At 69.3% G+C, this 23,113-nt stretch carries 25 protein-coding genes and 1 pseudogene; 16 read left to right on the top strand and 10 right to left on the bottom strand.

What is annotated here, in order from left to right; all coding sequences use genetic code 11:
• The first annotated feature begins 1 nt into the window (after window position 1).
• Window positions 2-1,207, top strand: coding sequence for a benzoate/H(+) symporter BenE family transporter (locus tag IEY60_RS21505; protein WP_189031055.1), 1,206 nt, complete (start codon window positions 2-4; stop codon window positions 1,205-1,207).
• 7 nt (window positions 1,208-1,214) lie between these two features.
• Here the strand turns inward: IEY60_RS21505 and IEY60_RS21500 are convergent, their stop codons facing one another.
• The 3 genes and pseudogenes from IEY60_RS21500 to IEY60_RS21490 all read right to left on the bottom strand — a co-directional run bounded on the left by IEY60_RS21500 (window position 1,215) and on the right by IEY60_RS21490 (window position 2,355).
• Window positions 1,215-1,508 (bottom strand): HigA family addiction module antitoxin, encoded by a 294-nt coding sequence (locus tag IEY60_RS21500; RefSeq protein ID WP_189031045.1) that lies wholly within the window; start codon window positions 1,506-1,508, stop codon window positions 1,215-1,217.
• A 13-nt stretch (window positions 1,509-1,521) separates the two neighbouring features.
• Window positions 1,522-1,804, bottom strand: a pseudogene (locus IEY60_RS21495) (type II toxin-antitoxin system RelE/ParE family toxin).
• A 56-nt stretch (window positions 1,805-1,860) separates the two neighbouring features.
• Complete coding sequence (locus tag IEY60_RS21490; protein WP_189031043.1) at window positions 1,861-2,355, bottom strand: Lrp/AsnC family transcriptional regulator; 495 nt, start codon at window positions 2,353-2,355, stop codon at window positions 1,861-1,863.
• 171 nt (window positions 2,356-2,526) lie between these two features.
• Here IEY60_RS21490 and pdhA point away from each other — a divergent pair, with 171 nt between their 5' ends.
• The 4 genes from pdhA (at window position 2,527) to IEY60_RS21470 (ending at window position 6,824) form a co-directional block, all read left to right on the top strand.
• Window positions 2,527-3,609, top strand: coding sequence for a pyruvate dehydrogenase (acetyl-transferring) E1 component subunit alpha (pdhA, locus tag IEY60_RS21485; protein WP_189031041.1), 1,083 nt, complete (start codon window positions 2,527-2,529; stop codon window positions 3,607-3,609).
• Entirely contained in the window at window positions 3,606-4,580 is a 975-nt protein-coding gene (locus IEY60_RS21480) for an alpha-ketoacid dehydrogenase subunit beta (protein ID WP_189031039.1), read from the top strand. The genes pdhA and IEY60_RS21480 overlap by 4 nt, the downstream gene beginning before the upstream one ends.
• A 14-nt stretch (window positions 4,581-4,594) precedes the next feature.
• Window positions 4,595-5,929, top strand: coding sequence for a dihydrolipoamide acetyltransferase family protein (locus IEY60_RS21475; RefSeq protein WP_189031037.1), 1,335 nt, complete (start codon window positions 4,595-4,597; stop codon window positions 5,927-5,929).
• An 82-nt stretch (window positions 5,930-6,011) separates the two neighbouring features.
• Complete coding sequence (locus IEY60_RS21470) at window positions 6,012-6,824, top strand: SDR family oxidoreductase (protein WP_189031035.1); 813 nt, start codon at window positions 6,012-6,014, stop codon at window positions 6,822-6,824.
• On the opposite strand, the gene IEY60_RS21465 is transcribed toward IEY60_RS21470, so the two are convergent.
• Together IEY60_RS21465 and IEY60_RS21460 are read right to left on the bottom strand one after the other, a co-directional pair.
• Entirely contained in the window at window positions 6,814-7,206 is a 393-nt protein-coding gene (locus IEY60_RS21465; protein WP_229740025.1) for an acyl-CoA thioesterase, read from the bottom strand. The genes IEY60_RS21470 and IEY60_RS21465 overlap by 11 nt on opposite strands.
• 20 nt (window positions 7,207-7,226) lie before the next feature.
• Window positions 7,227-8,177: an AraC family transcriptional regulator gene (locus IEY60_RS21460; RefSeq protein WP_189031031.1), complete on the bottom strand. Its 951-nt coding sequence runs from the start codon at window positions 8,175-8,177 to the stop codon at window positions 7,227-7,229.
• A gap of 80 nt (window positions 8,178-8,257) precedes the next feature.
• Here IEY60_RS21460 and IEY60_RS21455 point away from each other — a divergent pair, with 80 nt between their 5' ends.
• Together IEY60_RS21455 and IEY60_RS21450 are read left to right on the top strand one after the other, a co-directional pair.
• Window positions 8,258-9,103, top strand: a complete 846-nt coding sequence (locus IEY60_RS21455; RefSeq protein WP_189031029.1) for an NAD(P)H-binding protein — start codon at window positions 8,258-8,260, stop codon at window positions 9,101-9,103.
• Between the two features lie 105 nt (window positions 9,104-9,208).
• Complete coding sequence (locus tag IEY60_RS21450) at window positions 9,209-10,483, top strand: MFS transporter (RefSeq protein WP_373291745.1); 1,275 nt, start codon at window positions 9,209-9,211, stop codon at window positions 10,481-10,483.
• On the opposite strand, the gene IEY60_RS21445 is transcribed toward IEY60_RS21450, so the two are convergent.
• Window positions 10,473-12,164, bottom strand: a complete 1,692-nt coding sequence (locus IEY60_RS21445) for a nitroreductase family deazaflavin-dependent oxidoreductase (RefSeq protein WP_189031025.1) — start codon at window positions 12,162-12,164, stop codon at window positions 10,473-10,475. The genes IEY60_RS21450 and IEY60_RS21445 overlap by 11 nt on opposite strands.
• A 99-nt stretch (window positions 12,165-12,263) precedes the next feature.
• Between IEY60_RS21445 and IEY60_RS21440 the strand changes: the two genes are divergently transcribed.
• Window positions 12,264-12,827 carry a TetR/AcrR family transcriptional regulator gene (locus tag IEY60_RS21440; protein WP_189031015.1) on the top strand — a complete coding sequence of 188 codons (564 nt, stop codon included), beginning with the start codon at window positions 12,264-12,266 and terminating at the stop codon, window positions 12,825-12,827.
• Here the strand turns inward: IEY60_RS21440 and IEY60_RS21435 are convergent, their stop codons facing one another.
• Window positions 12,828-13,982 carry a DUF5925 domain-containing protein gene (locus IEY60_RS21435; RefSeq protein WP_189031013.1) on the bottom strand — a complete coding sequence of 385 codons (1,155 nt, stop codon included), beginning with the start codon at window positions 13,980-13,982 and terminating at the stop codon, window positions 12,828-12,830.
• 150 nt (window positions 13,983-14,132) lie between these two features.
• The gene (locus tag IEY60_RS21430) at window positions 14,133-14,486 is read right to left on the bottom strand and encodes a hypothetical protein (RefSeq protein WP_189031011.1); all 354 of its coding nucleotides are present in this window, start codon (window positions 14,484-14,486) and stop codon (window positions 14,133-14,135) included.
• A gap of 380 nt (window positions 14,487-14,866) precedes the next feature.
• On the opposite strand from IEY60_RS21430, the gene IEY60_RS21425 reads away from it, so the two are divergent.
• Entirely contained in the window at window positions 14,867-15,220 is a 354-nt protein-coding gene (locus IEY60_RS21425; RefSeq protein WP_189031009.1) for a hypothetical protein, read from the top strand.
• 99 nt (window positions 15,221-15,319) lie between these two features.
• Here the strand turns inward: IEY60_RS21425 and IEY60_RS21420 are convergent, their stop codons facing one another.
• Both IEY60_RS21420 and IEY60_RS21415 read right to left on the bottom strand, forming a co-directional pair.
• Entirely contained in the window at window positions 15,320-15,763 is a 444-nt protein-coding gene (locus tag IEY60_RS21420; RefSeq protein ID WP_189031007.1) for a hypothetical protein, read from the bottom strand.
• A 157-nt stretch (window positions 15,764-15,920) separates the two neighbouring features.
• Window positions 15,921-16,640 (bottom strand): DUF8020 domain-containing protein, encoded by a 720-nt coding sequence (locus IEY60_RS21415; RefSeq protein ID WP_189031005.1) that lies wholly within the window; start codon window positions 16,638-16,640, stop codon window positions 15,921-15,923.
• 206 nt (window positions 16,641-16,846) lie between these two features.
• On the opposite strand from IEY60_RS21415, the gene IEY60_RS21410 reads away from it, so the two are divergent.
• The 7 genes from IEY60_RS21410 (at window position 16,847) to IEY60_RS21380 (ending at window position 23,083) form a co-directional block, all read left to right on the top strand.
• On the top strand, window positions 16,847-17,845 hold the full coding sequence (locus IEY60_RS21410) for an iron chelate uptake ABC transporter family permease subunit (RefSeq protein WP_229740006.1): 999 nt from the start codon (window positions 16,847-16,849) through the stop codon (window positions 17,843-17,845).
• A 100-nt stretch (window positions 17,846-17,945) separates the two neighbouring features.
• Window positions 17,946-18,971, top strand: coding sequence for a FecCD family ABC transporter permease (locus IEY60_RS21405; RefSeq protein WP_189031392.1), 1,026 nt, complete (start codon window positions 17,946-17,948; stop codon window positions 18,969-18,971).
• Between the two features lie 10 nt (window positions 18,972-18,981).
• Window positions 18,982-19,794 carry an ABC transporter ATP-binding protein gene (locus IEY60_RS21400; protein WP_189031003.1) on the top strand — a complete coding sequence of 271 codons (813 nt, stop codon included), beginning with the start codon at window positions 18,982-18,984 and terminating at the stop codon, window positions 19,792-19,794.
• A gap of 22 nt (window positions 19,795-19,816) precedes the next feature.
• Window positions 19,817-20,812 carry an ABC transporter substrate-binding protein gene (locus tag IEY60_RS21395; RefSeq protein ID WP_189031001.1) on the top strand — a complete coding sequence of 332 codons (996 nt, stop codon included), beginning with the start codon at window positions 19,817-19,819 and terminating at the stop codon, window positions 20,810-20,812.
• Complete coding sequence (gene entS, locus IEY60_RS21390; RefSeq protein ID WP_189030999.1) at window positions 20,809-22,041, top strand: enterobactin transporter EntS; 1,233 nt, start codon at window positions 20,809-20,811, stop codon at window positions 22,039-22,041. Before IEY60_RS21395 ends, entS begins: the two co-directional genes overlap by 4 nt.
• Entirely contained in the window at window positions 22,025-22,864 is an 840-nt protein-coding gene (locus tag IEY60_RS21385; RefSeq protein WP_189030989.1) for a siderophore-interacting protein, read from the top strand. The genes entS and IEY60_RS21385 overlap by 17 nt, the downstream gene beginning before the upstream one ends.
• Before the next feature lie 3 nt (window positions 22,865-22,867).
• Window positions 22,868-23,083 (top strand): phosphopantetheine-binding protein, encoded by a 216-nt coding sequence (locus tag IEY60_RS21380; RefSeq protein ID WP_189030987.1) that lies wholly within the window; start codon window positions 22,868-22,870, stop codon window positions 23,081-23,083.
• The last annotated feature ends 30 nt before the right edge of the window (window positions 23,084-23,113 follow it).

Here is a 23,113-nt window from a genome sequence, read left to right as displayed (position 1 = left end):
AATGTCGCAGGTCACCACCACCCCGCCCGATGATGTCGCCGAACAGCGGGCGGGCATCGCTCAGCCGCTCGGGGCCGGCGCGATCACCGCGCTGGTCGGGTTCACCAGTTCGTTCGCGGTGGTGCTGAGCGGGCTGCGGGCGGTGGGCGCGAGCCCGGCTCAGGCAGCATCCGGGCTGATGATCCTGTGTTTCACGCAGGGCATCGGCATCCTGCTGCTCAGTGTCCGGTACCGGATTCCGATCACGCTGGCCTGGTCGACACCGGGTGCGGCGCTGCTGGCGAGCACCGGACTGGTCGCGGGTGGCTGGCCCGGCGCGGTCGCGGCCTTCGCGGTCACCGGCGTGCTGATCGTGATCACGGGACTGTGGCAGCGGCTCGGTTCGCTGGTCGCGGCGATCCCGGTGCCGATCGCGCAGGCCATGCTGGCCGGTGTGCTCGTCCCGCTGTGCCTGGCGCCGGTGAAGGCGCTGACCACCTCGCCCGCTGTGGTGGTGCCGGTCATCGTGGTGTGGCTGGTGTTGCAGCGGTACGCGCCGAAATGGGCGGTGCTGGTCGCCTTCACCACGGCGGCGATCGGCACCGGGATCGACATCGCGGTCCGCGACCGGCAGCTGGACCTGTCGGCCATGGTCCCGACCGTGGAATGGACTGCACCGCACTGGCATTGGCAGGCGATCGTCGGTATCGCGGTGCCGCTCTACATCGTCACCATGGCCTCACAGAACATCCCCGGCGTCGCGGTGATGCGCTCGTTCGACTTCCAGGTCCCGTGGCGCGCGTCCATGCTGGTCACCGGAATCGGCACCATCGCGGGCGCGACCGCGGGCGGCCACGCGATCAACCTCGCCGCGATCAGCGCGGCCCTCTCCGCCGCTCCCAGCGCGAGCCCCGACCCCAAACGCCGCTGGATCGCCGCCGCCACCGCGGGCGCCGCCTACCTGATCCTCGGCCTCGCCTCCGCCGCGCTGGTCACCCTCATCGCCGCGGCCCCGGCGGGCACCCTCGAAACCGTCGCGGGCTTGGCCCTGCTCGCCACCCTCGCCGCGGCCCTCACCGGTGCCCTCAGCGACCCCGACCACCGCATGGCAGGCCTGGTCACTTTCCTCGTCGCCGCCTCCGGCACCACCCTGTTCGGCATCGGCGGCGCCTTCTGGGCCCTGATCGCGGGCCTGATCGTGCGCCGCTTCCTGCCACAAGGAACGTAGGGAGCCCTCAGGCCACCCGCAACGGCTCGATCGCCGCCAAAGCCGCGCCGATGGCATCGCGTTCGATCTCGAGGTCGTAGCGGTTCTGCAGGTTCAGCCAGAACAAATCGCTGGTGCCGAAGTAGCGGCCGAGGCGCAGGGCGGTGTCGGCGGTGATCCGCCGCTTGCCGTGCACGATCTCGTTGATCCTGCGCGGCGGGACGCCGATGGCAACCGCGACCCGATGCTGGGTGATTCCGAGCGGCTCGATGAAGTCTTCCATCAACACTTCGCCGGGGTGCGCCGGAGCCAACTTGCCCATCTCGCCACCTCCTTCAGTGATAGTCGACGATCTCTACACGCTCGGGACCTGCATCAGTCCAGACGAAACAGATTCTCCACTGTTCGTTGACCCGAATACTGTGCTGCCCCTTGCGGTTCCCCTTCAGTGCCTCCAGATGGTTACCTGGCGGCACTCGAAGCTCCCCCCAGAGACACCACAGCATCCAGGATCGCGAGCTTCCGCAACGCCACCCGGATGATCCGGGAGTCGAACCTCGTCACGTGCTCTCGACGCCACAAACGCTCGGTGTCCCGGTCTCCGAATGACCTGATCACCGACCAAGCATAACGCATTGCGTCAATAACGTGTAGCGTTATATAGCTCGACGAATTCAGCTCGGGCCCGCGAGCCGATCCAGCAGCGGGCCGGTGCGAGGGCCGACGAGTTCGCGCATGACCAGGGCCATGTTGGTGCGTTCGACGCCGGGGATCTTGAGGATCTGGCCGGCGATGCGGTAGAGGTCGTCGGCGTCGCGGGCGACGATGCGGACCGTCAGGTCGGTGGAGCCGGTCATGCCGCAGACCTCGGTGACCTCGGGGACGTCGGCCAATTCGTCGACGACGGCGTCGAGTTGATGCTGGTCGACGACCACCGCGACGAAGGCTGCCAGGGGATAGCCGAGGGCTCGCGGTTCCACCCGGCGCTCGAAGCTGCCGAGTACTCCGCCGCTGTCCCAGCGCGCCAGCCGCGCCTGCACGGTGTTGCGCGACAAGCCGAGCCGCGCGGCCAGCTCCACTCCGGTGGCCCGCGGGTTGGCGATCAACTCGCGCAGGAGCCGCGCGTCGGTGGCGTCCAGAGTCACGGCGTCGGGTTCGCGACTTGTCATACAACGCAGTATGACAGTGTTCAGCGGGTTCAGACCATGCACTCTGCTCATTCCCGTGTCGATCGCTTGCGCAGTCGGCATTATCGTGGATGCTGAGTGATACACATCGCACTCAGCGATTGTCGTACCTGCACCGGGCCCACAAGGCGCGGCGGTGAGGAGGCGATCTCGATGTCGGAGAAACAGACCTATCCGGTCCAGTTGGTGCAGCCGGACGGCAGGCGCGTGTTCGATCGCGAGCACGCCGCGCTGGTGGCCGACATCGATGCCGAACGACTGCGGCAGCTCTATCAGGATCTCGTCGTGACCCGCCGGATCGATGTCGAGGCGACCGCGCTGCAACGCCAGGGCCAGCTCGGCCTATGGCCGCCGCTGCTCGGTCAGGAAGCCGCCCAGGTCGGCTCGGCGCATGCCCTGCACCCCGACGACTACGTCTTCTGCTCCTACCGCGAGACCGCGGTGGCCTACTGCCGTGGCGTGCCGCCCGAGCAGCTGACCACCCTGTGGCGCGGCGTCGCCCACCACTGCTGGGACCCGGACGCGGTGAACATGACCAACGCCAACATCGTGGTCGGTTCCCAGGGCCTGCACGCCACCGGCTACGCCTACGCCGCCCACCTCGACGGCGCCGACATCGCCACCATCGCCTATTTCGGCGACGGCGCGACCAGCCAGGGCGACATCGCCGAGGCGCTCGGTTTCGCCGCGACCTGGAGCGCGCCGGTGGTGTTCTTCTGCCAGAACAACCAGTGGGCGATCAGCGAACCGGTGAGCGTGCAGAGCCACGTGCCGCTGGTGCGCAGGGCCGACGGCTACGGCATCCCGGGCGTGCAGGTCGACGGCAACGACGTGCTGGCTGTGCTCGCCGTCACCCGCCAGGCCGTGGAACGGGCACGCACCGGCGGCGGCCCGACCTTCATCGAGGCGATGACCTACCGGATGGGTCCGCACACCACCGCCGACGACCCGACCAGGTACCGCACCGCCGCCGACACCGAGTACTGGGAACACCGCGACCCGATCGAGCGCATCCGCCTGCTCCTCGATCGCGAAGGCCACCTCGATCCCGAGTTCGCCCGCCGCGTCGCCGACACCGCCGACGACGTCGCCCGCCGCGTGCGCACCGCGACGATGGAGATGCCCGACCCCGACCCGGTGCGCATGTTCGACAACGTCTACGCGACCGAGCACCCGCTGATCACCGAAGAGGCGCACCAGTTCTCGGCCTACCTCGCCGAAGGAGCGCAGTCATGATCACCACCTTCGCCGCCGCCCTCAACACCGGCCTGCGCCGGGCGATGGAAGACGACGCCAAAGTCGTGCTGCTCGGTGAGGACATCGGCAGGCTCGGCGGCGTGTTCCGGGTGACCGATACGCTCCAGAAGGACTTCGGCGACAATCGCGTCATCGACACCCCGCTCGCCGAATCCGGCATCGTCGGAACCGCTTTCGGCATGGCTCTGCGCGGTTACCGGCCGGTGGTGGAGATCCAGTTCGACGGCTTCGTCTACCCGGCCTTCGACCAGATCGTCTCCCAGGTCGCCAAGATCCACTACCGGACCGGCGGCAAGGTGAAGGCGCCGTTGACGATTCGCATCCCGTTCGGCGGCGGCATCGGCGCGGTCGAGCACCATTCGGAATCGCCCGAGGTGTACTTCGCGCACACCGCCGGACTGCGCGTCGTCTGCCCGAGCACCCCGGCCGACGCGTATTCGATGATCCGCCAGGCGATCTCCCTCGACGATCCGGTGGTGTTCTTCGAACCGAAACGTCGCTATTGGGACAAAGCCGACGTAGATTTCGAAGGCGAACCGGATCTGCCGCTGCACCAGGCCAGGGTGTGCACCCGCGGCGCCGACGCCACCGTGGTCGCCTACGGGGGCACGGTCGCCACCGCGCTGACGGCGGCGAAGATCGCGGCAGAGGAAGGGCATTCGCTGGAGGTGATCGATCTGCGCAGTCTCTCGCCGATGGACGTGGACACGATCGCGGAATCGGTCGACAAGACCGGCAGGCTGATCATCGTGCACGAGGCGCCGGTCTTCGCCGGGCTCGGCGCCGAGATCGCGGCCCGCGTCACCGAACGCTGCTTCTATCACCTCGAGGCGCCGGTGCTGCGCGTCGGAGGCTACGACATCCCCTACCCCCCGGCTAAGCTCGAAAAGCACCATCTGCCCGACCCCGACCGCATTCTGGCGGCGGTCGACCGCTGTCTAGCCGCGTGACGAAAGGTGCCACTGTGCCGGAACAAGCCGCCGACGACGACGGTCATGTTCTCGAATTCCGCCTCCCCGATCTGGGCGAGGGCCTCGCCGACGGCGACCTGGTGTCCTGGGCCGTCGCGGTCGGCGACACGGTGGAACTGAACCAGACCATCGCCGAGGTGGAGACCGCGAAGGCGGTCGTCGCACTGCCGTCACCCTTCTCCGGTGTCGTGGTGGAGCTGCTGGCCCAGCCGGGTGACACCGTGCCGGTCGGCGCGCCGCTGATCCGGGTGCGCAACGATCTCGAGGTCACCGCGCCGCCGACCGCGGAGTCCGTCTCCCGCAACGACGTGCTGGTCGGCTACGGCCCGGAAGCCGAATCCACTTCGCGCAGGCGCAAATCCGTCCCGTCGGCCGCGATGGCGGCGAATACCCCGAGCACTCATCGCGCGGCGGCGACGCCCGCGGCGCGCAAGCTGGCCAAGGAACTCGGCATCGATCTGTGGTTCGTCGCAGGCTCGGGCCCCGAGGGCGCGGTCACCGTCGAGGACGTCCGCTCGGCCGTCCCGGTGACAGCCCCGCGCACCCCGGCCCGGCTCGGTGAGGTGGCGCCCGCACGCGCGAACGGACATTCCGGCGATGCCGACGGCGGCTTGATCGAGCCGACCGCCCGCGAGGAACGCACCCCTATCACCGGCATCCGCAAGCGCACCGCCGCCGCCATGCTGGCCAGCGCCCGCACGATCCCGCAGGCCAGCACGTTCGTCACGGTCGACTGCACGGCCTCGATGGAACTGCTCGACCACCTACGCACGACGAAATCCTTCGAGGGACTCACCCTCACCCCGCTGGCCCTGGTCGCCAAGGCCACGCTGGCGGCGCTGGCCGAATATCCGGGGATCAATACCGCCTGGGACGAACAGAACCAGGAGATCGTCACCAGGCACTACGTGAACCTGGGGATCGCGGTCGCCTCCGATCGCGGACTGCTGGTGCCCAACCTCAAGGACGCGCAGTCGCTGAATCTGCGCGAGCTCTGCCGGGAGATCGCCGATGCGGCCGAGCTGGCCCGCTCGGGCAATGCCACCCCCGCCGATCTGCGCGGCGGCACGTTCACGATCACCAATGTCGGGGTGTTCGGCGTCGACACCGGGGTGCCGCTGGTGAATCCGGGCGAGGCGGCGATACTGTGCCTCGGCTCGATTCGTAAGCGGCCGTGGGTGTTCCGTGACGAACTGGCGGTGCGCTGGGTGACCACGCTCGGCCTCAGCTTCGACCACCGGCTGATCGACGGCGAACTCGGCGCGCGCTTCCTCGCGACCACCGCGGGCTTCCTGGAGGATCCGTTGACGCTGCTCAGCCGCGTCTGAGCGGGTCCGTCTGCCGGAAACCCCGTGCTGATATCGCGGTCTTCCGGTGCCGGACAGTAAGACTCGCCGATAGGGTGCGGGCATGGAGATAGCAGGCAAAGTCGCGATCGTCACCGGCGCGGGCGCAGGGATCGGCGCCGCGCTCGCGCAGCGGCTCGTGACAGGTGGCGCGCGGGTCGTCGTCGCCGATCTCGACGCGGACTCCGCGGCGAAAGTGGCCGGTGAGCTGGGCGAGAACGCGGTCGCGGTCGGCGGTGACGTGGCCGACGAGCAGGTCGTCGCCGCGCTGATCGAGGCCGCCGAGCGCGCGTTCGGGCCGGTCGATCTGTATTTCGCGAACGCGGGCATCGGTGGTGGCCCCGGTCTGGACAGCACCGAGGAACAGTGGGCGGCCGCCATCGATGTGAACGTGATGGCGCACGTGCGCGCCGCGCGGCTGCTCGTGCCCGGCTGGGTCGAGCGCGGCAGCGGCTATTTCGTGTCCACCGCGTCGGCGGCGGGCCTGCTGACCCAGATCGGTTCGGCGCCCTATTCGGTGACCAAGCACGCCGCCGTCGGGTTCGCCGAATGGCTGTCGGTCACCTACGGCGATCAGGGTGTCGGGGTGAGCTGTCTGTGCCCGATGGGCGTCGACACCAGGCTGCTCAGCGGCGACCTGATCCCGGAGAACCCGGAGGCGGCGGCGCTGGCGATCAAGGCGGTGAAGACGGCGGGCGCCGTGCTGTCACCGGAGGAGGTCGCCGAGACCGTCGTCGAGGCCGTGGCCGCCGGGCATTTCCTGATCCTGCCGCACCCGGAGGTGCTGCAGATGTACCGGAACAAGGGCGCCGACTACGACCGCTGGCTGTCCGGGATGCGCCGGTTCCAGGCGATGCTGCAGACCGCTAGTCGGTGACGAGTTCGGCGGCGGCCGTCCGGACCACCTCGGGGATCGCCACCGGCTTGCGGGTCTCGGCATCGACGTAGACGTGCACGAAATCGCCGGTCGCGGCGAGTTCCAGACCCGCCTCGGTCTCCTTGAAGATCGCCAGGTCGTAGGTGATGCTCGAGTTGCCGAGGCGGGCGATGCGCAGCCCGACCTGCAGCTGGTCGGGGAAGCTGACCGAGCCCTGGAAGCGGCATGAGGTCTGGGCGACGACGCCGAGCGCGGGCAGCGCGGTGATGTCCATGCCGGTCGCCCGCATCAGCCAGGCGTTCACCGCGGTGTCGAAGTAGGAGTAGTAGGTCACGTTGTTCACGTGGCCGTACTGGTCGTTGTCGGCCCACCGGGTCGGCATCGGCCACAAGACGGGATAGCTCACCCGGCTGACGATAGCGCAGCGGCATTCCCCTGCCGGTGGTCGCGTGGACTCACCCCGAAGTGCCGTTTGAACGCGGTGCTGAGCGCGAACGCGCTGCCGTAGCCGACCTGGCGGGCGATGGCCTCGACCGTGGCATCGGATTCGGCGAGCAGATCGGCGGCCAGCGACAGCCGCCATTCGGTCAGGAACGTCATCGGCGGTTCGCCGACCAGCTCGGTGAACCGGCGGGCCAGCGCGGCCCTGGACATGCCGACCGCCTCGGCCAGCGCGACCACCGTCCAGGGATGCGCCGGATTGTGCTGGAGCAGGCGCAGGGCCTTGCCGACCAGCGGATCGCTGTAGGCGTGGTACCAGGCTGGGGCGTCGTCGCGGGCGAACCAGGCGCGCAGGGCGGCGATGAGCAGCAGGTCGAGCAGGCGGTCGAGCACCACGGTCTGGGCGGGCAGGTCCTTGGTCGCCTCGTCGACGAGCAGATCCAGCAGGCGGGTGTCGAGGTCACCGCGCGGCAGGACCGCGACCTGCGGCAGCGCACGCAACAGCCGTCGGCTCACCGCACCCGCCGATTCGTAGGTGCCGGTGACCATCAGCGTCTCGCCGCCGGGATCGGTGCCCCACTGCCGGACGCCGAGACTCAGTGTCTCGCACAGGATCTCACCGTCGGGCGTGGTGGTCACCTGACCCGGCTGGATGACGATCTGCGGTTCGGTCGCCGGATCGTCGGCGACCGTATACGGCTGCGGCCCACGGAATATCGCGACATCGCCCGCACCGAGCTGCCGCGGCGGCGCGGAATCCGTACTCACCCAAGCCTTTCCACGGATCATCGCGAGAACCGTCAGCGGCGCCTCGTCCTGGATCCGCAGCGACCACGGCGGGTTCAGCAGCGAGCACATCAGGAACGCACCGCGGGCACGCGGACCTTCGAGCAATCCGGCTAACGCATCCACACATCCACCGTAGACGACGGCGCATGTTCGCGAGCGGCACGACGATGTCGCCCGAGGCCGCGGGCCGATGTACTTATCTCATGACAAACACCGCTTCTCACCAGCAGCTTTTCCTCGTCACCGGCGGCACCGGCAAGACCGGCAGCCGCGTCGCGGCCCTCCTCGAGGCAGCGGGCCACCCGGTCCGGCTCGGCTCACGCACCGCCCCGATCCCGTTCGACTGGACCGATCGGGAAACCTGGGGCCCCGCCCTGGCGGGCGTCGACTCGATCTACCTGTCCTACCAGCCGGATCTCGCCGTCCCCGGCGCACCGGACGTCATCCGCGCGTTCACCGCGGCCGCACGGGCGGCCGGCGTGCGATCGGTGGTGCTGGTGTCGGGCCGCGGCGAACCCGAGGCGCGCGAATGCGAACTGATCGTGGAGGATTCGGGCCTGGCCTGGACCGTCGTGCGGTGCAGCTTCTTCGCCGAGAACTTCAGCGAGGGCGCCTTCCTCGGTGACGTGCTGGCCGGCGCGGTCGCCCTGCCCAACGGTGACGTGCCCGAACCGTTCGCGCACGCCGACGACATCGCCGAGGTGGCCGTGGCCGCGCTCACCGACCCGCGCCACGCGGGCCAGATCTACGAGATCAGCGGTGCGCGGGCGCTGACCTTCGCCGAGGCGGTCGGCGAGATCGCCACGGCCACCGGCCGCGAGATCGCCTTCATCCCGATCTCTCGCCCGGACTTCGTTGCGGCACTGACCGAATACCAGCTGCCCACCGACATGATCAGCCTGCTCGACTACCTCTTCGGCACGATCCTCGACGGCCGCAACTCCGCGACCGCCGACGGTGTGCAGCGGGCGCTCGGTCGCGCGCCGCGGGATTTCAGCGAGTACGCGAAGGAGGTCGCGGCCACCGGTGTGTGGACACCCCAGGCGTGATCGGATCACCACGCTCCGATGGCGGCACCGCGCGCGAGCCGACCGCCACCGGAGCGTGGTGATCTCGGTTCGGTGTGCAGTGGGGCCGGTGCCGGTACCGTCGAATTGGTGACCCCAGCGACGATCGACCGCGAGCTTCGGTTGGCCAGGGCCGCGGTCTTCGCCGCGTTCACGCTCAACGGGTTCCTGCTGGCCATGTGGGTGGTGCACATCCCGGCGATCACGGATCGGGCCGGGGTGTCGTCCTCGCTGCTCGGGATGTTCGTGTTGCTGCTGGCCGGGGCCGCGCTCGTGGGGATGCGGCTCGCTGGTCCGGCGGCCGACCGGTTCGGCAGCCGGACGCTCGTCGCCTTGGCCGCCACCACGATCTCGGTGACGGTGATCGGTCCCGCGCTGGCGGCGAATCCGGTCACCCTGGCGATCGCGCTGGCCTGTTTCGGTTTCGGCAACGGCGCGCTCGACGTCTCGATGAACACCCAGGCGGTGCACGTCGAACGCGCCTACCACCGCCCGATCATGTCGGCCTTCCACGCCATGTTCTCCTGTGGCGGCTTCGTCGGTGCGCTGGTCGGCGCCGCCACCCAACGCGCAGGCTGGTCCCCGCAGCTGACCCTGACCTGCGCGGGCATCGCCGGACTCGTCGTCACCGCGGTGCTCGTCCCCCGCCTGATCCGGCACCACCACCCCGAAACAGGTTCGCGGCCAGAGCATTACGACGCCAGCGGGCCAGAGGCCACCGCGAAACCCAGGACCGACCGATCCGACAGGGCAGCCCGCGACCTCGCGACCGAATCGACCCCGGTGTCGACCGGAAAAGATGCCCGCCAGGAAAACCGCGACCGGACACGCAAGGTGCTCTCGCTCGGCGGGATCGCCTTCGTCCTGTTGCTCGCCGAGGGCGTGGCGGGCGACTGGAGCGCATTGCAGGTCAGGGAGCATCTCGGCGCGTCCGAATCCGACGCCGCCCTCGCGTTCGGCGCCTTCTCCGCCACCATGACGCTCGGCCGGTTCCTCGCCGACCGGGTCAGCGCGGCGATCGGGCCGGTCGCCATCCTGCGGTTCGGCAGTCTGCTCGCCGCCGCCGGGCTCGGCGTGGTCATCGCGTCGCCGTGGCTGCCGCTCACCCTCGTCGGCTGGGCGATGTGCGGCCTCGGTCTCGCCGGTGGTGTACCCCAGATCTTCACCGCCGCAGGCAATCTCGGTGGCACGACCGCGGCCACCGACATGTCCCGGGTGTTCACCATCGGCTATCTGGGTCTGCTGGCCGGCCCCGCGGTGATCGGGTGGCTGACCGCCGTCATCCCGCTCACCGCGGCGCTGGCCGTTCCGCTGGTGCTCACCCTGGCCTGCGCGGCCGCGGCGAAGGTCGTCAGTCGGTGAAGGTGATCCGGACCGAGACCGGGGTGCTCTGCAACGCGCGGAACGTCGCCGCCGTCAGCCCGGCGAGCACCGGGTTGGGGGCGAAGCTGCGGGCCCGCGCGACGACGTCGTCGGCCGGGCGCAGCTCGGCGATGCCGGTACGCCACCGATTGCCTTGGCGTACCCGGACTTTCGGCTCGGCGCCGATATTGGCCGCCCAGCCCGACCTGGTCCCGTGCTGGCTGATCACCCACGCGCCGGTGTCGTCGAAGGCCACCGACACCGGGACGGTCCTGGCCAGCCCGGATTTGCGGCCGGTCGTCTCCAGCTCGGTAGCGAACGAGGTGCGGATGCCGAGCCTGCTCAGCGCGCGAACCGCCGGGTTGGCGAGGTAACGCCCGACCGCGCGTTCGACCTCGAACTTACGTAGCGTCGGGTCCTTCGGCGCGGTCGAACCCCTTCGGCTCCGGAACGCGTCGACACCATGGTGCTTCAGCATCGCCGCCGCCGTGAGCCACGGTGTGCGCTCGGGATCGGGGTCGGCGCCCGCACCGATGCGGTGGAGCTGATCGGTGTGCCACTGCAGATCGAGCGCGCCTTCGAGGCTCTTGACATTGGGCAGCGTCGACACCCGCGCCGGCAGGCCGAGCGAGACGCTCGGCGAATGCAGCCGCTCGGTGCGCCGGTGCAGGATGTCACCGGCCGCGCCGGGGGCAACAGCGCTGGGACGGCCGAGGCCGACCACATCGCACTCCCCCGACTCGACCGCGTCGACCATGGCAACGCGAGACCGGAACCCGCCGGTGACGGCCAGCGGCACCGACCCGGCGGCCGCCCGCACCGACTGGGCGTACTCGAGGAAGTACGCCTCGCGCGCGACGGTGCTCGCCGAGCGAGCCACCGGCCTGCCCATCATCGCGGGCGATTCGTAACTGCCACCGCTGATCTCGATCAGATCGAGCCGCTCGGCGGCGAGCCGCCGCACCACCGCGCGCGACTCGTCCTCGGTGAAGCCGCCGCGCTGGAAGTCCGCGGAGTTGAGCTTGATCGCGACGGCGAACGACGGCGACACCTCGGCCCTGATGGCGCGGACCACCTCGAGCACGAAGCGCGCGCGCCGGTCCGGATCGCCACCCCACCGGTCGTCGCGCTGATTGGCCGACGGCGAGAGGAACTGCGAGACGAGATAGCCGTGCGCGCCGTGGATCTGCACGCCGTCGAAGCCGGCGCGCTCCGCGATCCGCGCGGTGGTGGCGAAGCGGCCGACGATGTCGACGATCTCGGCGTCGGTGAGCGCGCGCGGCGCCGGGATGCCGGGCAGGCCGAGGCCGATCGCCGACGGCGCCACCGGCTGGGACCGGGTCGCGAGCGGATTCGCCTGTCGGCCAGGGTGATTGATCTGCATCCAGAGCCGGGCGCCGCCGTCCTTGGCGGTCCGCGCCCAGCGGGACAGGTCGTCGAGGTGGCGTTCGTCGGCGATGACGACATTGCCCGGCTCGCCGAGATGATCGGGGTCGACCATCACATTGCCGGTGACGACCAAGCCGAAGCCGCCGGTGCCCCACCGGCTGTAGAGCCGCTCGAGGCGTTCGTCCGGTGCGCCGGCGGCGGTGCCGAGACCCTCGCTCAGCGCGGCCTTCATCAGCCGGTTGGGCAGCACTTGGCCGCAGGGCAGGGCGAGCTGATCGCTCAGGGCTGTCATCGTCGGCTCCTCCGCGCATCGAGTACACCGATCGGTGTACCTACCCGACGGTAGTACACCGATCGGTATACTTCAATCGGACCGACCGAAAGGACGCCGATGGCAGCACGCGACGGACTCGTGCAGAGCGCGATCGACCTGGTGCGCCGCAACGGCGTGACCGGGACCGGCGTCGCGCAGCTGCTCGACCACAGCGGGCTCTCCCGCCGGACGATCTATCTGAACTTCCCCGGCGGCAAGTCCGAGCTGATCACCGAGGCCACCCGAGTCGCGGGCCGGGCGATGACGACGCTGATCGAGACGTTCAGCGAGAGCGCCAAACCGGACGAGACCATCGCCTCCTTCGCCGAGGCGTGGAAGCAGGTCGTCGAATCCAGCGATTTCCTCGCAGGCTGCCCGATCGTGGCCGCCGCGCTCGGGCGCTCGGAGTCACCAGCGGCCGCCGACGCCGCGGGCGAGGCGTTCGACGACTGGGAGCAGGCGCTGGAGACGCGGCTGCGCGCGGAGAACATCGCCCCCGACACCGCCCGCTCCCTGGCGACGACGGTCATCGCGACGATCGAGGGCGCGGTGGTGATGTCGCTGGCCAAGCACAGCACCGAGCCGCTGGACCGCGTCGGCCGTCACCTCACCGAGCTGGTCAAGGCGCATATCCCGGCGTGATCACAGGTACATGCCAACCTCGGTCGCGTCCTGGCCGACCGACTGGATCTGGATCTCGCCGTCGCGGCGGGCGACCAGTTCGGCGAGGGTGGCGCCCTCCCGGCCGATCGACTCGCCCGGCGGGCAGTCCTGCGCGGCCAGCCAATCCCGCGCCTCGGGCGCCGACAACCGGCCGACCTCGATCTGGGCCAGGCAGCGGCCGGGTCGCACCACCGCGGGGTGCAGCCGGGACAGATCCTCGTTGGTGGTGACCGCGATCAGCACATTGCGGCCCTGGCCGAGCATGCCGTCGGTGAGATTGAGCAGTCGCGAGAGCTTCTGTCCCGCAGCCTCTTTCGCCTCGCCGCGGATGAGCTCGTCACAGTCCTCCAGCACCAGCAGGCGCCAGCGGCTGCCGTCGTCACCGTCGGCGCCGGCGGCCACCTCCATGAGATAGCCGGGATTGCTGAACAGTTCCTCCGGGTCGACGACGCAGTCGACCTGACACCACGACGACCACGCCCGCGCCAGCGCGCGCAGCGCGGTGGTCTTGCCGGTGCCGGGCTCGCCGTGCAGCAGCACCAGCCTGCCCCTGATGTCGGCGACCTCGAGCGCCATCAGCCGATCCATGCTCGCCGACACCGCCGCGGCGTAGTTGCCGCGGATCTCCGACCAGGCGGGCGCGCTGATCTGGCGGCGCCTGCGCAGTGGCCGCCGGACATCCATGTGCCAGAACCCCATCTCCACGGTGGAGCCGGCACCCGGCGGCTGCACGGCTTCGGCCGTTGCCCTGGCCAGCACGTCGACGGCGAGTTCGTCGCTGACGGCGGTCACCTCGACGGTGGCCGAACCGCCCGCCCAGCGCACCGCCCGCAGCGACCAGCCTTCGCCTTCGGCGAGCAGCGCGCTGCTGTCGTCGTCGGCCACCGAGCGCACGATCCGCGAATCGGCCGGCCGTAGCGGCGCGTCGGGTCGCACCCGGTCCAGATGGGCCTGGCGGGCGAAGGATTGATCGCCGCGCAGGAACGGCGCGAGCGCGAGTGCGTCGATGGCGTCGCGGGTGGAATAGGTGGAGTCTATGGCCGCCGACCACGGAAACCGCTCACCCGGATCCTCCGGCTGACGCGGCGGTTCGACGAGCCTGAGCTGTTCATTACGTGTGGACACCGCGCCCATACTCGTTGGACCGGCCCGGTAATGTCCAATGACTTCTGTGTCCGCGCACCGACCGCGACGCCGAAAAATGCCTGGCACGTGCCGCCGATCCGTCGGTAACGTCGGTGCGGTGACGTCCACTCAGAGCGACCAGCGAACCTGTGGCTCGCCTCAGCCGCGCGCAGCACGGATGCGGGCAACGGCATCGTCGGGGACGATTTCGCGGAGCAGGAAGAGGCCGTAGTCGTATATGGCCTCGAAGTGAAAACCTCTGGGCTGCAAAAGGACCACGCCGCCGCGGACGATGACCTTCTTGACACCGCTATAGCGGAGGGTGACCCGGCGACCGGTCTGCCCCAGTTCCACCGCGTCGGCGGCGTAGCGGGCCGCCATCCGGCAACCGGGCCCGGCGACCACCCGGAGACCCCGATTCACCCGGGCTGCCGCGGCGTAGAAGAGCAGTCCGGACAGGGGCAGCGCGACAGCCAGCCCGATAGTGGATGCGCCGTCCTCGACTCCACCCACGACGGACAGGATTTCCGCCGTCCAAATCGTCAGACCCCAGACGGTGAGGGCCACACAAGCCCAATCGCTCGGCCGACACCAGACCACAAGCGCCCGAACACGACTCAGACGGCGAGCGGTGTGCTCGTCACACATGCGAGACCTCGATCGACTCGCCCCTCGGCTGCTGCCCGGGACCGCCGTACTGCTGCGAGTAGGGCTGTTGCTGCGGATCCATGGAATACCCCCCAAGACGTGCCTGCGCCGAGACCATAGAACTCGCGACATCTGTCGAATTATCAACGAGTGGAGGAAGACACGGCGAAATCCCGCCCGATGGGGATCGGGCGGAGCTCCGCCACGGACCGCAGCCGAGGCCGACCCGCCATAGGGTGATCGGGGTGGACAACCGGAAAGACCCCATCCAGATCATCGCCTCCGTATCGAGGAGGGACGACAAGCAGCGTGCCTTCGAGGTGTGGATCTGGAGGGCAGGCAAAGAGGGCTGGTCGGTCTCGGTCGTGTCGAGTTCGGTGGACGAGCCCGGCCATGTGTGCGGAATCGTCGACGTCGAGGGGCTGAAGTATCGCATCAACTTGTCGTCGAGGGTCCGCAAGCGGGTCTACTACGCAGAGCCCGGCCAGCACGCGGGCGCGGCCGTCGCCGAGATGACGACAGGTGAATCCGAACCGCCCGTCTGGGGCTGGGGGTTCGCACCGGCTGCATGGGCGGAGCCGATCATCGATGCCGACTAACCGCGAGCCGCTCGACGGTGCGGCGGGTCAGTGGTCGTTTGCCAGGTGGCTCGTGGCAAGTTGGGCTCTGCATGCGTTCTGAATCTCGAGTGCGAGTTGCTAATGCGTTCGGCCCCAGCCCGCTGCCCATTCGTCTTCGAGGCCGAATATCTGGCCGAGCGGAAGAGCGATGATGCTGCCGTCATAGTCGGACCGGGTGACGATGTCGCAAACCTTGGCCAGAACCCAGATTTCACTGGCCCGGTTGCCGGCATGCAAACGCGCGAGGTTGGTGAACGCCACCTGGGCCGCGGCTGCGGCCGAGTCGGGGATAGCCACGGTGCAGTCGGCCAGCGCTGCGGGCAGGATGTCGCGGACCTCGTGGGTCTCCGTACCGCCTAGCCCAGCTAGATTCCTGAGGGCTTCACCGTCATGGCCGTCCACCAGCCAGTGTGCTGCCCAGAGCGGGATCCGTTCGGACGGAATAGCGTCGAGCGCTACCCACGCCGCAACCAGCTCCGGGGCCGGGATCTCGCCGGTGTCGAGCGCAGGCCAGTCGTGCATTCCAGCATGATGCCCGACCGGGTCGGGCTGCACTCGACGAATTTCGCCCGACACCACTCGGTGGGTTCGGACACGGCGAAATCCCGCCCGATGGGGATCGGGCGGGATTCGGTGTCTCGTCGAGTTGTCCCCTCCACGAGAGTTCTTGGGGTGCGGCCTACTTGGCGGGCGCGGGGTTGTTCGGCATCGGGGAGTTGATGGTGGTGAAGTACTGGGCCGCGGCCATGATCGCGATCGGCGCGGTGATGAAGATCTGGCCGGCGAGGGTGCCGACCGGGCCCGCGACGAGCGCGCCCGCGATGCAGCCGACCGCGGCGGCGGGCAGGAATGGACCGAACAGGCCGACGATCGTCGCCATGATGACGGTGGCCGACAGGATGCCGCCGAGCACGCAACCGACAGCCGCGCCGCCGAGACCGCCGACGAGGGTGGCGATGCTGGCACCCAGCGAGATGGTGCCGGTCATCCGGCTCCAGGCCGCGACCTCACGGTCGTACTCGCTCTTCCAGGGCGCCTGGCTCTCGTAGGGCAGCGCGACCGGCTTGTAGGTGGCGTGCGTGAGGTCGAACTTCGGGGTCAGGGTGGCGGTGTTGCCGGAGATCTCGGCGGCGATCGGGAAGACGAATTCGTCCACGCGGAAGGACAGTTCGGTGCCCGCGACCGTTGTACCGTCGGCCGCCTTGATCTTGAACACACCGTCCTCGACGACCATCGAGCCCGAGTCGGTGCCGATGATCGTGGCATCCCCGGTGGTGCTCGCGGTGTAGTTGATCGGCGCGTTCGGGTCCGCGGCGGGCGCTGCGTGGCTGGTACCGGCCGCGATGCCGAGGGCAACGCTGACGGTCGAGGCCAGCAGGGCGAACTTGGTGATTTTCACGGGGGTGAACCTTTCGTGTTCCTCGTGGTGAGCTGCGCGGCGCAGAAGCTGCGGACCGAACGAACCGGAACCATAGCTAGGTAAGCCTCACCTATCAAGACCTTGCTCTAGCTAAACTCTTTGCAGTCAGGCAAGGCTCACCTATCTAACCGTTTCTTAGGCTAACCTCCCCTGAGATGTAGTTCCACGTGAGAGAGATTCCCCTGATGAGAAGTCCGCGCTGGTGCGGCTGGTTGCTGACGGTCGCGTTGCTGATCGCGGCCTGTTTGCTGAGCCTGCTGGTCGGGACGAAATCGATTCCGGCGGGCGAAGTCTGGCTGGCGCTGACCGGACCTGCGACCACACCGGACCACGTCACCGTCACCGAATACCGGCTGCCGCGAACGGTTCTAGGACTGCTCGCCGGACTGGCCCTCGGCGTCGCGGGCTGCCTGATGCAGGGCCTGACCCGTAACCCGCTCGCCGACCCCGGATTGCTGGGTGTGAACGCGGGCGCTGCCTTCGCGATCACGGTCGCGGTGGGGGTGCTCGGAGTGAGTGAGATCACGTCCTATGTCTGGTTCGGCTTCGCCGGCGCCGCGCTGGTCTCGGTGATCGTGTACCGGCTCGGCACCGCGGGCCACACCGGCACCGATCCGATCCGCCTGACCCTGGCCGGAGTCGCCGCCACCGCGGTGCTCGGCGGACTCACCCGCGGCCTGATCCTGCTCGACCCCAAGGCTTTCGACGAGATGCGGCGCTGGGACGCGGGTTCGCTCACCGGCCGCGGGTTCGACATCATCGCGGGCGCCGCGCCGTTCATCGTGGCCGGGCTGCTGATTGCCGCGGTCTGCGCGCGGTCACTCAATGCCGTTGCCCTCGGCGACGATCTGGCCCGTTCGCTGGGCGTGCACGTCACCCGCACGCGGCTGCTCACCGCACTGGCGCTGGTGCTGCTGTGCGGCACCGCGACCGCGGCCGTCGGCCCGATCGCCTTCGTCGGTCTCGCGGTGCCACACATCGCCCGCCGGCTGGTCGGCCCCGATCAGCGCTGGATCTTCGCGTACTCGCTGGTGCTCGCGCCGCTGCTGGTCCTCACAGCGGATGTCCTGGGCCGCATCATCATTCGTCCCGACGAGGTGCCCGCCGGCCTGGTCACAGCATTCCTCGGCGCGCCGATGCTGATCTGGCTGGCCCGCCGTTCACGAGTGGGAGCCGCGGCATGAGCGGTCAGCGCCCGGAGGAGGCAGCTCGCGTAACCACGCAGGGCGCTCGAGCGTGCCGAAAGGACACAGCGTGAGTACGAAAATCGATTTCGGGCGCAGCATGCTCGTGGTGCGACCGCGGCGCCTCGATCTGACCACCAGGATCGGCGTGCGCACCGTGGTGGTGTGCGCGATTCTGCTCGTAATCGCCGTCGCCACCGCCGTCTTCGCCCTGGGCAGCGGCGATTTCCCGATTCCCGCGCCGCGCGTGCTGCGCGCACTGTTCATCGGCGACGAGCGCTTCGACCGGCTGGTGGTCTGGGACTGGCGACTGCCACGCATCCTGATGGCGCTGGCCCTCGGTGCGGCGCTCGGCGTGAGCGGCGCGATCCTGCAGTCGGTCACCCGGAATCCGCTGGGCAGCCCCGACATCATCGGGTTCAGCACCGGCGCCTACACCGGTGCGCTGCTGGTGATCCTGATCCTCGGCGGCGGCAGCTTCCAGACCGCGGCGGGCGCGATGATCGGTGGGCTCGGCGCCGCCCTGGTGATTCACCTGCTGGCCTTCCGGCACAACGTCACCGGCTTCCGGCTGATCATCGTCGGCATCGGCGTGAGCGCCATGCTCGCCTCGGTCAACACCTGGCTGATCATGCGGGCCGACCTGGACGCGGCGATGTCGGCGGCGGCCTGGGGCGCGGGCTCGCTCAACGGACTGTCGTGGCCGCAGGTCGCACCGACGATGCTCATCCTGGCCGTGCTGGCGCTGGCGCTGATCCCGGCCGCGCCCCGCCTGCAGATCCTCGAACTCGGTGACGACACCGCGCGCGCCCTCGGGCTCGACGCGAGCAAGGCGACCGGCTGGCTGATCGCGCTCAGCGTCGGATTCACCTCGCTGGCAACGGCTGTCGCCGGACCGATCGCCTTCGTCGCGCTGGCCGCACCGCACCTGGCGCGCAAGCTCACCCGCACTCCGTCGATCGCGCTGGTCCCCGCCGCGGCGATGGGCGCGACCCTGCTGATCACCTGCGACTGGATCGCCCAGCACGCCTTCGCGCCGACCACCATCCCGGTCGGCATCGTCACCGGCTCGATCGGCGGCCTGTACCTGGCGTATCTGCTCGTCGCCGAAGCGCGCCGGAAATAGGGAAAGCGATATGAACGACTCTCACGCCGCGCGGTTGCGCGCCGACCAGGTCCGGCTCGGCTACAAGGGCCGCACGATCAGTGATCAACTCTCCGTGGACATCCCGGACGGCAAGTTCACCGTGATCATCGGCCCGAACGCCTGCGGCAAGTCGACGCTGCTGCGCGCGCTGGCCCGGCTGCTCGCCCCCGAATCCGGCACGGTGCTGCTCGACGGCAAGCCGGTGACCGACTACCCGGCCAAGGAATTGGCCCGCCAGGTCGGCCTGCTGCCACAGACCTCGACCGCGCCCGACGGCATCCGCGTTGCGGATCTCGTTGCGCGCGGCCGCTATCCGCATCAGACGCTGCTGCGACAGTGGTCGCGCACCGATGAGGAGGCGGTCGCGGCGGCGATGGAAGCCACCGGCGTCGCCGAGTTGTCGGCGCGTCCGGTCGAGGAGCTGTCGGGTGGTCAGCGGCAGCGGGTGTGGATCTCGATGGTGCTCGCCCAGCAGACGCCCATCATCCTGCTCGACGAGCCGACCACCTATCTCGATATCGCCTATCAGATCCAGCTGCTTGACCTGTGCCGCTCGCTCAATCGCGATTCGGGACGCACGGTCGTCGCGGTACTGCACGACCTCAACCATGCCTTCCGCTACGCCGACCACCTGATCGCCATGCGCGACGGGCGGGTCGTCGCCTGCGGTGAGCCCGCCGAGATCGTCACCGCGGAGCTGGTCCACGAGGTGTTCTCGTTGCGGTGCCGCATCGTCGACGACCCGGAAACCGGTACGCCACTGGTGATTCCACTGGCGGAGAACGCCGCACAGGTGCACTGAAGAAATGAGGAATTCCCCGTCCATGTTCACCAACCGATCTTCGGGCAGGCTCCGCGCCGCCCTCGCCCTGCTGGTTCTCACGCTGGTCGCGGTGCTCACCGCGTGCGGCAACTCGTCCTCCGACACCGCCGACACGGGCCCGCGTGCGGTGCCGTCGGCGAAGGGCCCGATCAAGGTGCCCGCCGACCCGCAGCGCATCGTCGTGCTCAACGGCAATCTGGCCGGCTATCTCTACGACCTCGAGGCCACGGTCGTCGCTGCGGATCCGCGCCTGCTCGGTGTCCCGAACAAGCCGGGCGAGTTCCCCACCGGCTGGGCCGAGGACGCGAAGAAGCAGGGCACCCAGGCCGTGCCGTCCGGCGAGAACATCAACCTCGAGTTCATCGCCGCCCAGCGCCCCGATCTGATCATCGGCGGCGGCCAGGGCTACCCGGGCCAGCAGTCGGTCAATGCCTACGACCAGCTCAGCGCGATCGCCCCGACCGTGCTGATGCCGACGGAGACCACCTACTGGCAGGACCAGCTGCGGTTCATCGCCGCGACCGTCAACAAGCCGGCCAACGTCGACACCCTGATCGCGAACTACCAGGCCAAGCTGACCGAGGCCAAGAGCAAGATCAAACCGCCCGTCGGCGCGACCGTGGTGATGCAGTCGATCAAGAGCCAGAAGCCGACGGTCTTCGTGCCAACCGCCGCCCTGCCCGCCCTGCTTGCCGAAGTCGGCTTCACCCTGGACACCCAGGTGGAGGCCAAGGCGGGCAACCCGGCCAAGGAGCAGAGCGCCGACTTCATCAGCTTCAGCCCGGAGCTGCTCAACACCGTGATCGACGCGCCCGTGCTGTTCACCATCCCGCTCAGCGGCGGTCGTTCGCTCGCGGAACTGCGCGCCGACCCGCTCTACGCCACGCTGCCCTCGTTCACGGCGAACAAGGTCTTCGAACTGCCCGCCACCAGCTCGCGGCCCGACTACCGAACCGTCATGACCACCCTCGATCTGCTCGTGGAACGCTTCAAGTGACCACGGGACTGCTCATCGACCTCAGCCCGCTGCGGGCCTCGCGCCCGTTCCGGTGCGCGTTCGCGGCGCGGCTGGTGTCGGTGCTCGGCATCGGCCTGCTCATGGTGGCCCTGCCGCTGCAGGTCTATCAGCTGACCGGCTCGAGTGTGCAGGTCGCCGGGGTCGCCACCACGACCGCGGCGGCCCTGTTCGTCGGCAGTCTCGCCGGCGGTGTGGTCGCCGACCGGTACGACCGCCGCACGGTGATCCAATGGGCGCGCAGTGCTGCGGGTGTCGGCTTCCTGCTGCTCGGCGTGAATGCCGTGCTGCCGGATCCGTTCCTGTCCGCCATCTATCTCGCCGCCGTCATCGACGGCCTCGCGGGCGGGGTGAGCGGTTCGGCGCTGATGGCCATGGTTCCGGTGCTGGTCGGCCGCGAGAAGGTGGCGGCCGCAGGCGCGCTGGTCTCGCTGACCACCGACCTGGGCACGATGCTCACCCCGGCGATCGCCGGTCTGCTCGTCGCGAAAACCGGTGTGGCCACGGCCTATTTCCTCTGCGCGCTCGCGACCACCGCGACAGTCGGGCTGATCACCGCGATCGGACCGTCGCCGCCACCGCAACGCGATCTGCAGAACCCGGTGCGCGAGCTGGCGGCGGGCATCGGTTTCGCGGCGCGCCACGAATCCATCCGGCTCCTCCTGCTGACCGGCCTGATCGGGATGCTCGTCAGCGGACCGCTGGTGCTGCTGCCCGCCTTCGCCGATGTCGAACTCGACGCGGGGCCGGGCACCCTCGGCTTGCTCTATGCCGCGCCCGGTGCCGGCGCGGTGCTCGGCACGCTCACCAGCGGCTGGATGTCGCGCGTCAATACCGGTCTGGCACTGCTGGTCTCGCTGGCGCTGATGCCGATCGGCGTGATCGCGGCCGGGCTGTGGTCGCACGCGGCGCTGGTGTTCCTCGGGCTCGCCGGGTTCGGCCTGGCCAGAGCGGTGAACATGGTGCTGCGCTACACGATGCTGCAGCAGGCGGCGCCCGACCACATGCGTGGACGGATGTCGGGTCTGCTGATGGTCCAGTCGGTCGCAGGTACCGCGGTCGGCTCCATGGTGGCCGGTGTCGTCGGCCAGATGTTGGCTCCCGGACGCGCGCTCGTGCTCTACGGCGTCGCGGTCCTGGTACTCACCGGCCTGATGGCGCTCGTCGCCGGGCCGCTGCACAGAAAGGAAAACGGTGAAGGATCGCAGTGACTATGCCGCGAACATCGCCGAGGTGCTCGCCGGGGACCACTACGCCAAGGTGCCGTACCCGATCGGCCTGCAGGAAGTGGAGGTGTTGCGGGTCGTCCCCGTCGGCGCCGCGCTGCTGCGGATCACCTTCGGCGGCCCCGACATCGCGAAGTTCCACAGCTATGTGCCGGATGAGCATGTGCGCCTGATCTTCCCGGGCGAAGACGGCGTGCTGCGGCTGCCCAAGCTCGAGGGCACGATGCTCGAGTGGGGTAACCCGCGGCCGGTCTCGCGTGAGTACACCGTGCGCCGCCACAGCATCGAGGACGGCGAGCTCGACATCGATTTCGTCATCCATCCCGGCGGCCTGGCCTCCGACTGGGCGGCCGCGGTCACCCCGGGCACCAAGGTGCACATCGCCGGTCCGCCCGGCGGCGTCGTCATCCCGGAGACCTACGACGACTATCTGCTCGCCGGTGACATCACCGCGCTGCCCGCCATCGCCCGCTGGCTGGAGCGCATGCCGCGCGACACCACCGGCTGGGCGTTCATCGAGGTGGCCGGGCCCGCGGAGGAGATCCCGCTCGACCCGCCCGCCGGCGTCCGCGTGCGCTGGCTGCACCGCGGCGAGCTGGAGCCCGGCACCGGCGACATCCTCGAGCAGGCCGTGCGCGAGGTGGAAGTGCCTGCCGGACACCGTGTCTACGCGTGGGTGGCCGGCGAGGCGGGCTGCCTGCGCGGGGTCCGCAAGATCATCCGCAACGACCTTGGCATCGGCCCCAAGGACTCGCTCATCGCCGGGTACTGGAAGCGCGGCGTCGCCGACTTCGATCGAGAGGAATGACAGATGACCGACGAACAGGTGATCGGTGACGTGGCGAGCGTACTAGGTGTCGATCCGGCCGAACTGACCGCGCAGACCGATCTGCTCGATGCCGGGCTCGATTCGGTGCGCATCATGTCGCTGGTGGAGAAATGGCGGTCCGCAGGACATGCGGATATCGACTTCCCCACGCTCGCAGGCGATCCCGTCCTCGGCAGCTGGATCGAACTGCTGGCCTGAGCCGCGGGGTGGCGTGCCTGGCACGCCACC

The organism is Nocardia rhizosphaerihabitans, assembly GCF_014646295.1.
Classification (GTDB): Bacteria; Actinomycetota; Actinomycetes; order Mycobacteriales; family Mycobacteriaceae; genus Nocardia; species Nocardia rhizosphaerihabitans.
Note: the sequence above shows the minus strand (reverse complement) of the source record. Positions and strands in the feature narration are given on the sequence as shown.

Coding starts and splice junctions, on each gene's coding strand:
- IEY60_RS21505 (WP_189031055.1), top strand. CDS start 2: ATGTCGCAGGTCACCACCACCCCGCCCGATGATGTCGCCGAACAGCGG.
- IEY60_RS21500 (WP_189031045.1), bottom strand. CDS start 1,508: ATGGGCAAGTTGGCTCCGGCGCACCCCGGCGAAGTGTTGATGGAAGAC.
- IEY60_RS21490 (WP_189031043.1), bottom strand. CDS start 2,355: ATGACAAGTCGCGAACCCGACGCCGTGACTCTGGACGCCACCGACGCG.
- pdhA (WP_189031041.1), top strand. CDS start 2,527: ATGTCGGAGAAACAGACCTATCCGGTCCAGTTGGTGCAGCCGGACGGC.
- IEY60_RS21480 (WP_189031039.1), top strand. CDS start 3,606: ATGATCACCACCTTCGCCGCCGCCCTCAACACCGGCCTGCGCCGGGCG.
- IEY60_RS21470 (WP_189031035.1), top strand. CDS start 6,012: ATGGAGATAGCAGGCAAAGTCGCGATCGTCACCGGCGCGGGCGCAGGG.
- IEY60_RS21465 (WP_229740025.1), bottom strand. CDS start 7,206: ATGCCGACCCGGTGGGCCGACAACGACCAGTACGGCCACGTGAACAAC.
- IEY60_RS21455 (WP_189031029.1), top strand. CDS start 8,258: ATGACAAACACCGCTTCTCACCAGCAGCTTTTCCTCGTCACCGGCGGC.
- IEY60_RS21445 (WP_189031025.1), bottom strand. CDS start 12,164: ATGACAGCCCTGAGCGATCAGCTCGCCCTGCCCTGCGGCCAAGTGCTG.
- IEY60_RS21440 (WP_189031015.1), top strand. CDS start 12,264: ATGGCAGCACGCGACGGACTCGTGCAGAGCGCGATCGACCTGGTGCGC.
- IEY60_RS21435 (WP_189031013.1), bottom strand. CDS start 13,982: ATGGGCGCGGTGTCCACACGTAATGAACAGCTCAGGCTCGTCGAACCG.
- IEY60_RS21420 (WP_189031007.1), bottom strand. CDS start 15,763: ATGCACGACTGGCCTGCGCTCGACACCGGCGAGATCCCGGCCCCGGAG.
- IEY60_RS21410 (WP_229740006.1), top strand. CDS start 16,847: ATGAGAAGTCCGCGCTGGTGCGGCTGGTTGCTGACGGTCGCGTTGCTG.
- IEY60_RS21405 (WP_189031392.1), top strand. CDS start 17,946: ATGCTCGTGGTGCGACCGCGGCGCCTCGATCTGACCACCAGGATCGGC.
- IEY60_RS21400 (WP_189031003.1), top strand. CDS start 18,982: ATGAACGACTCTCACGCCGCGCGGTTGCGCGCCGACCAGGTCCGGCTC.
- IEY60_RS21395 (WP_189031001.1), top strand. CDS start 19,817: ATGTTCACCAACCGATCTTCGGGCAGGCTCCGCGCCGCCCTCGCCCTG.
- IEY60_RS21380 (WP_189030987.1), top strand. CDS start 22,868: ATGACCGACGAACAGGTGATCGGTGACGTGGCGAGCGTACTAGGTGTC.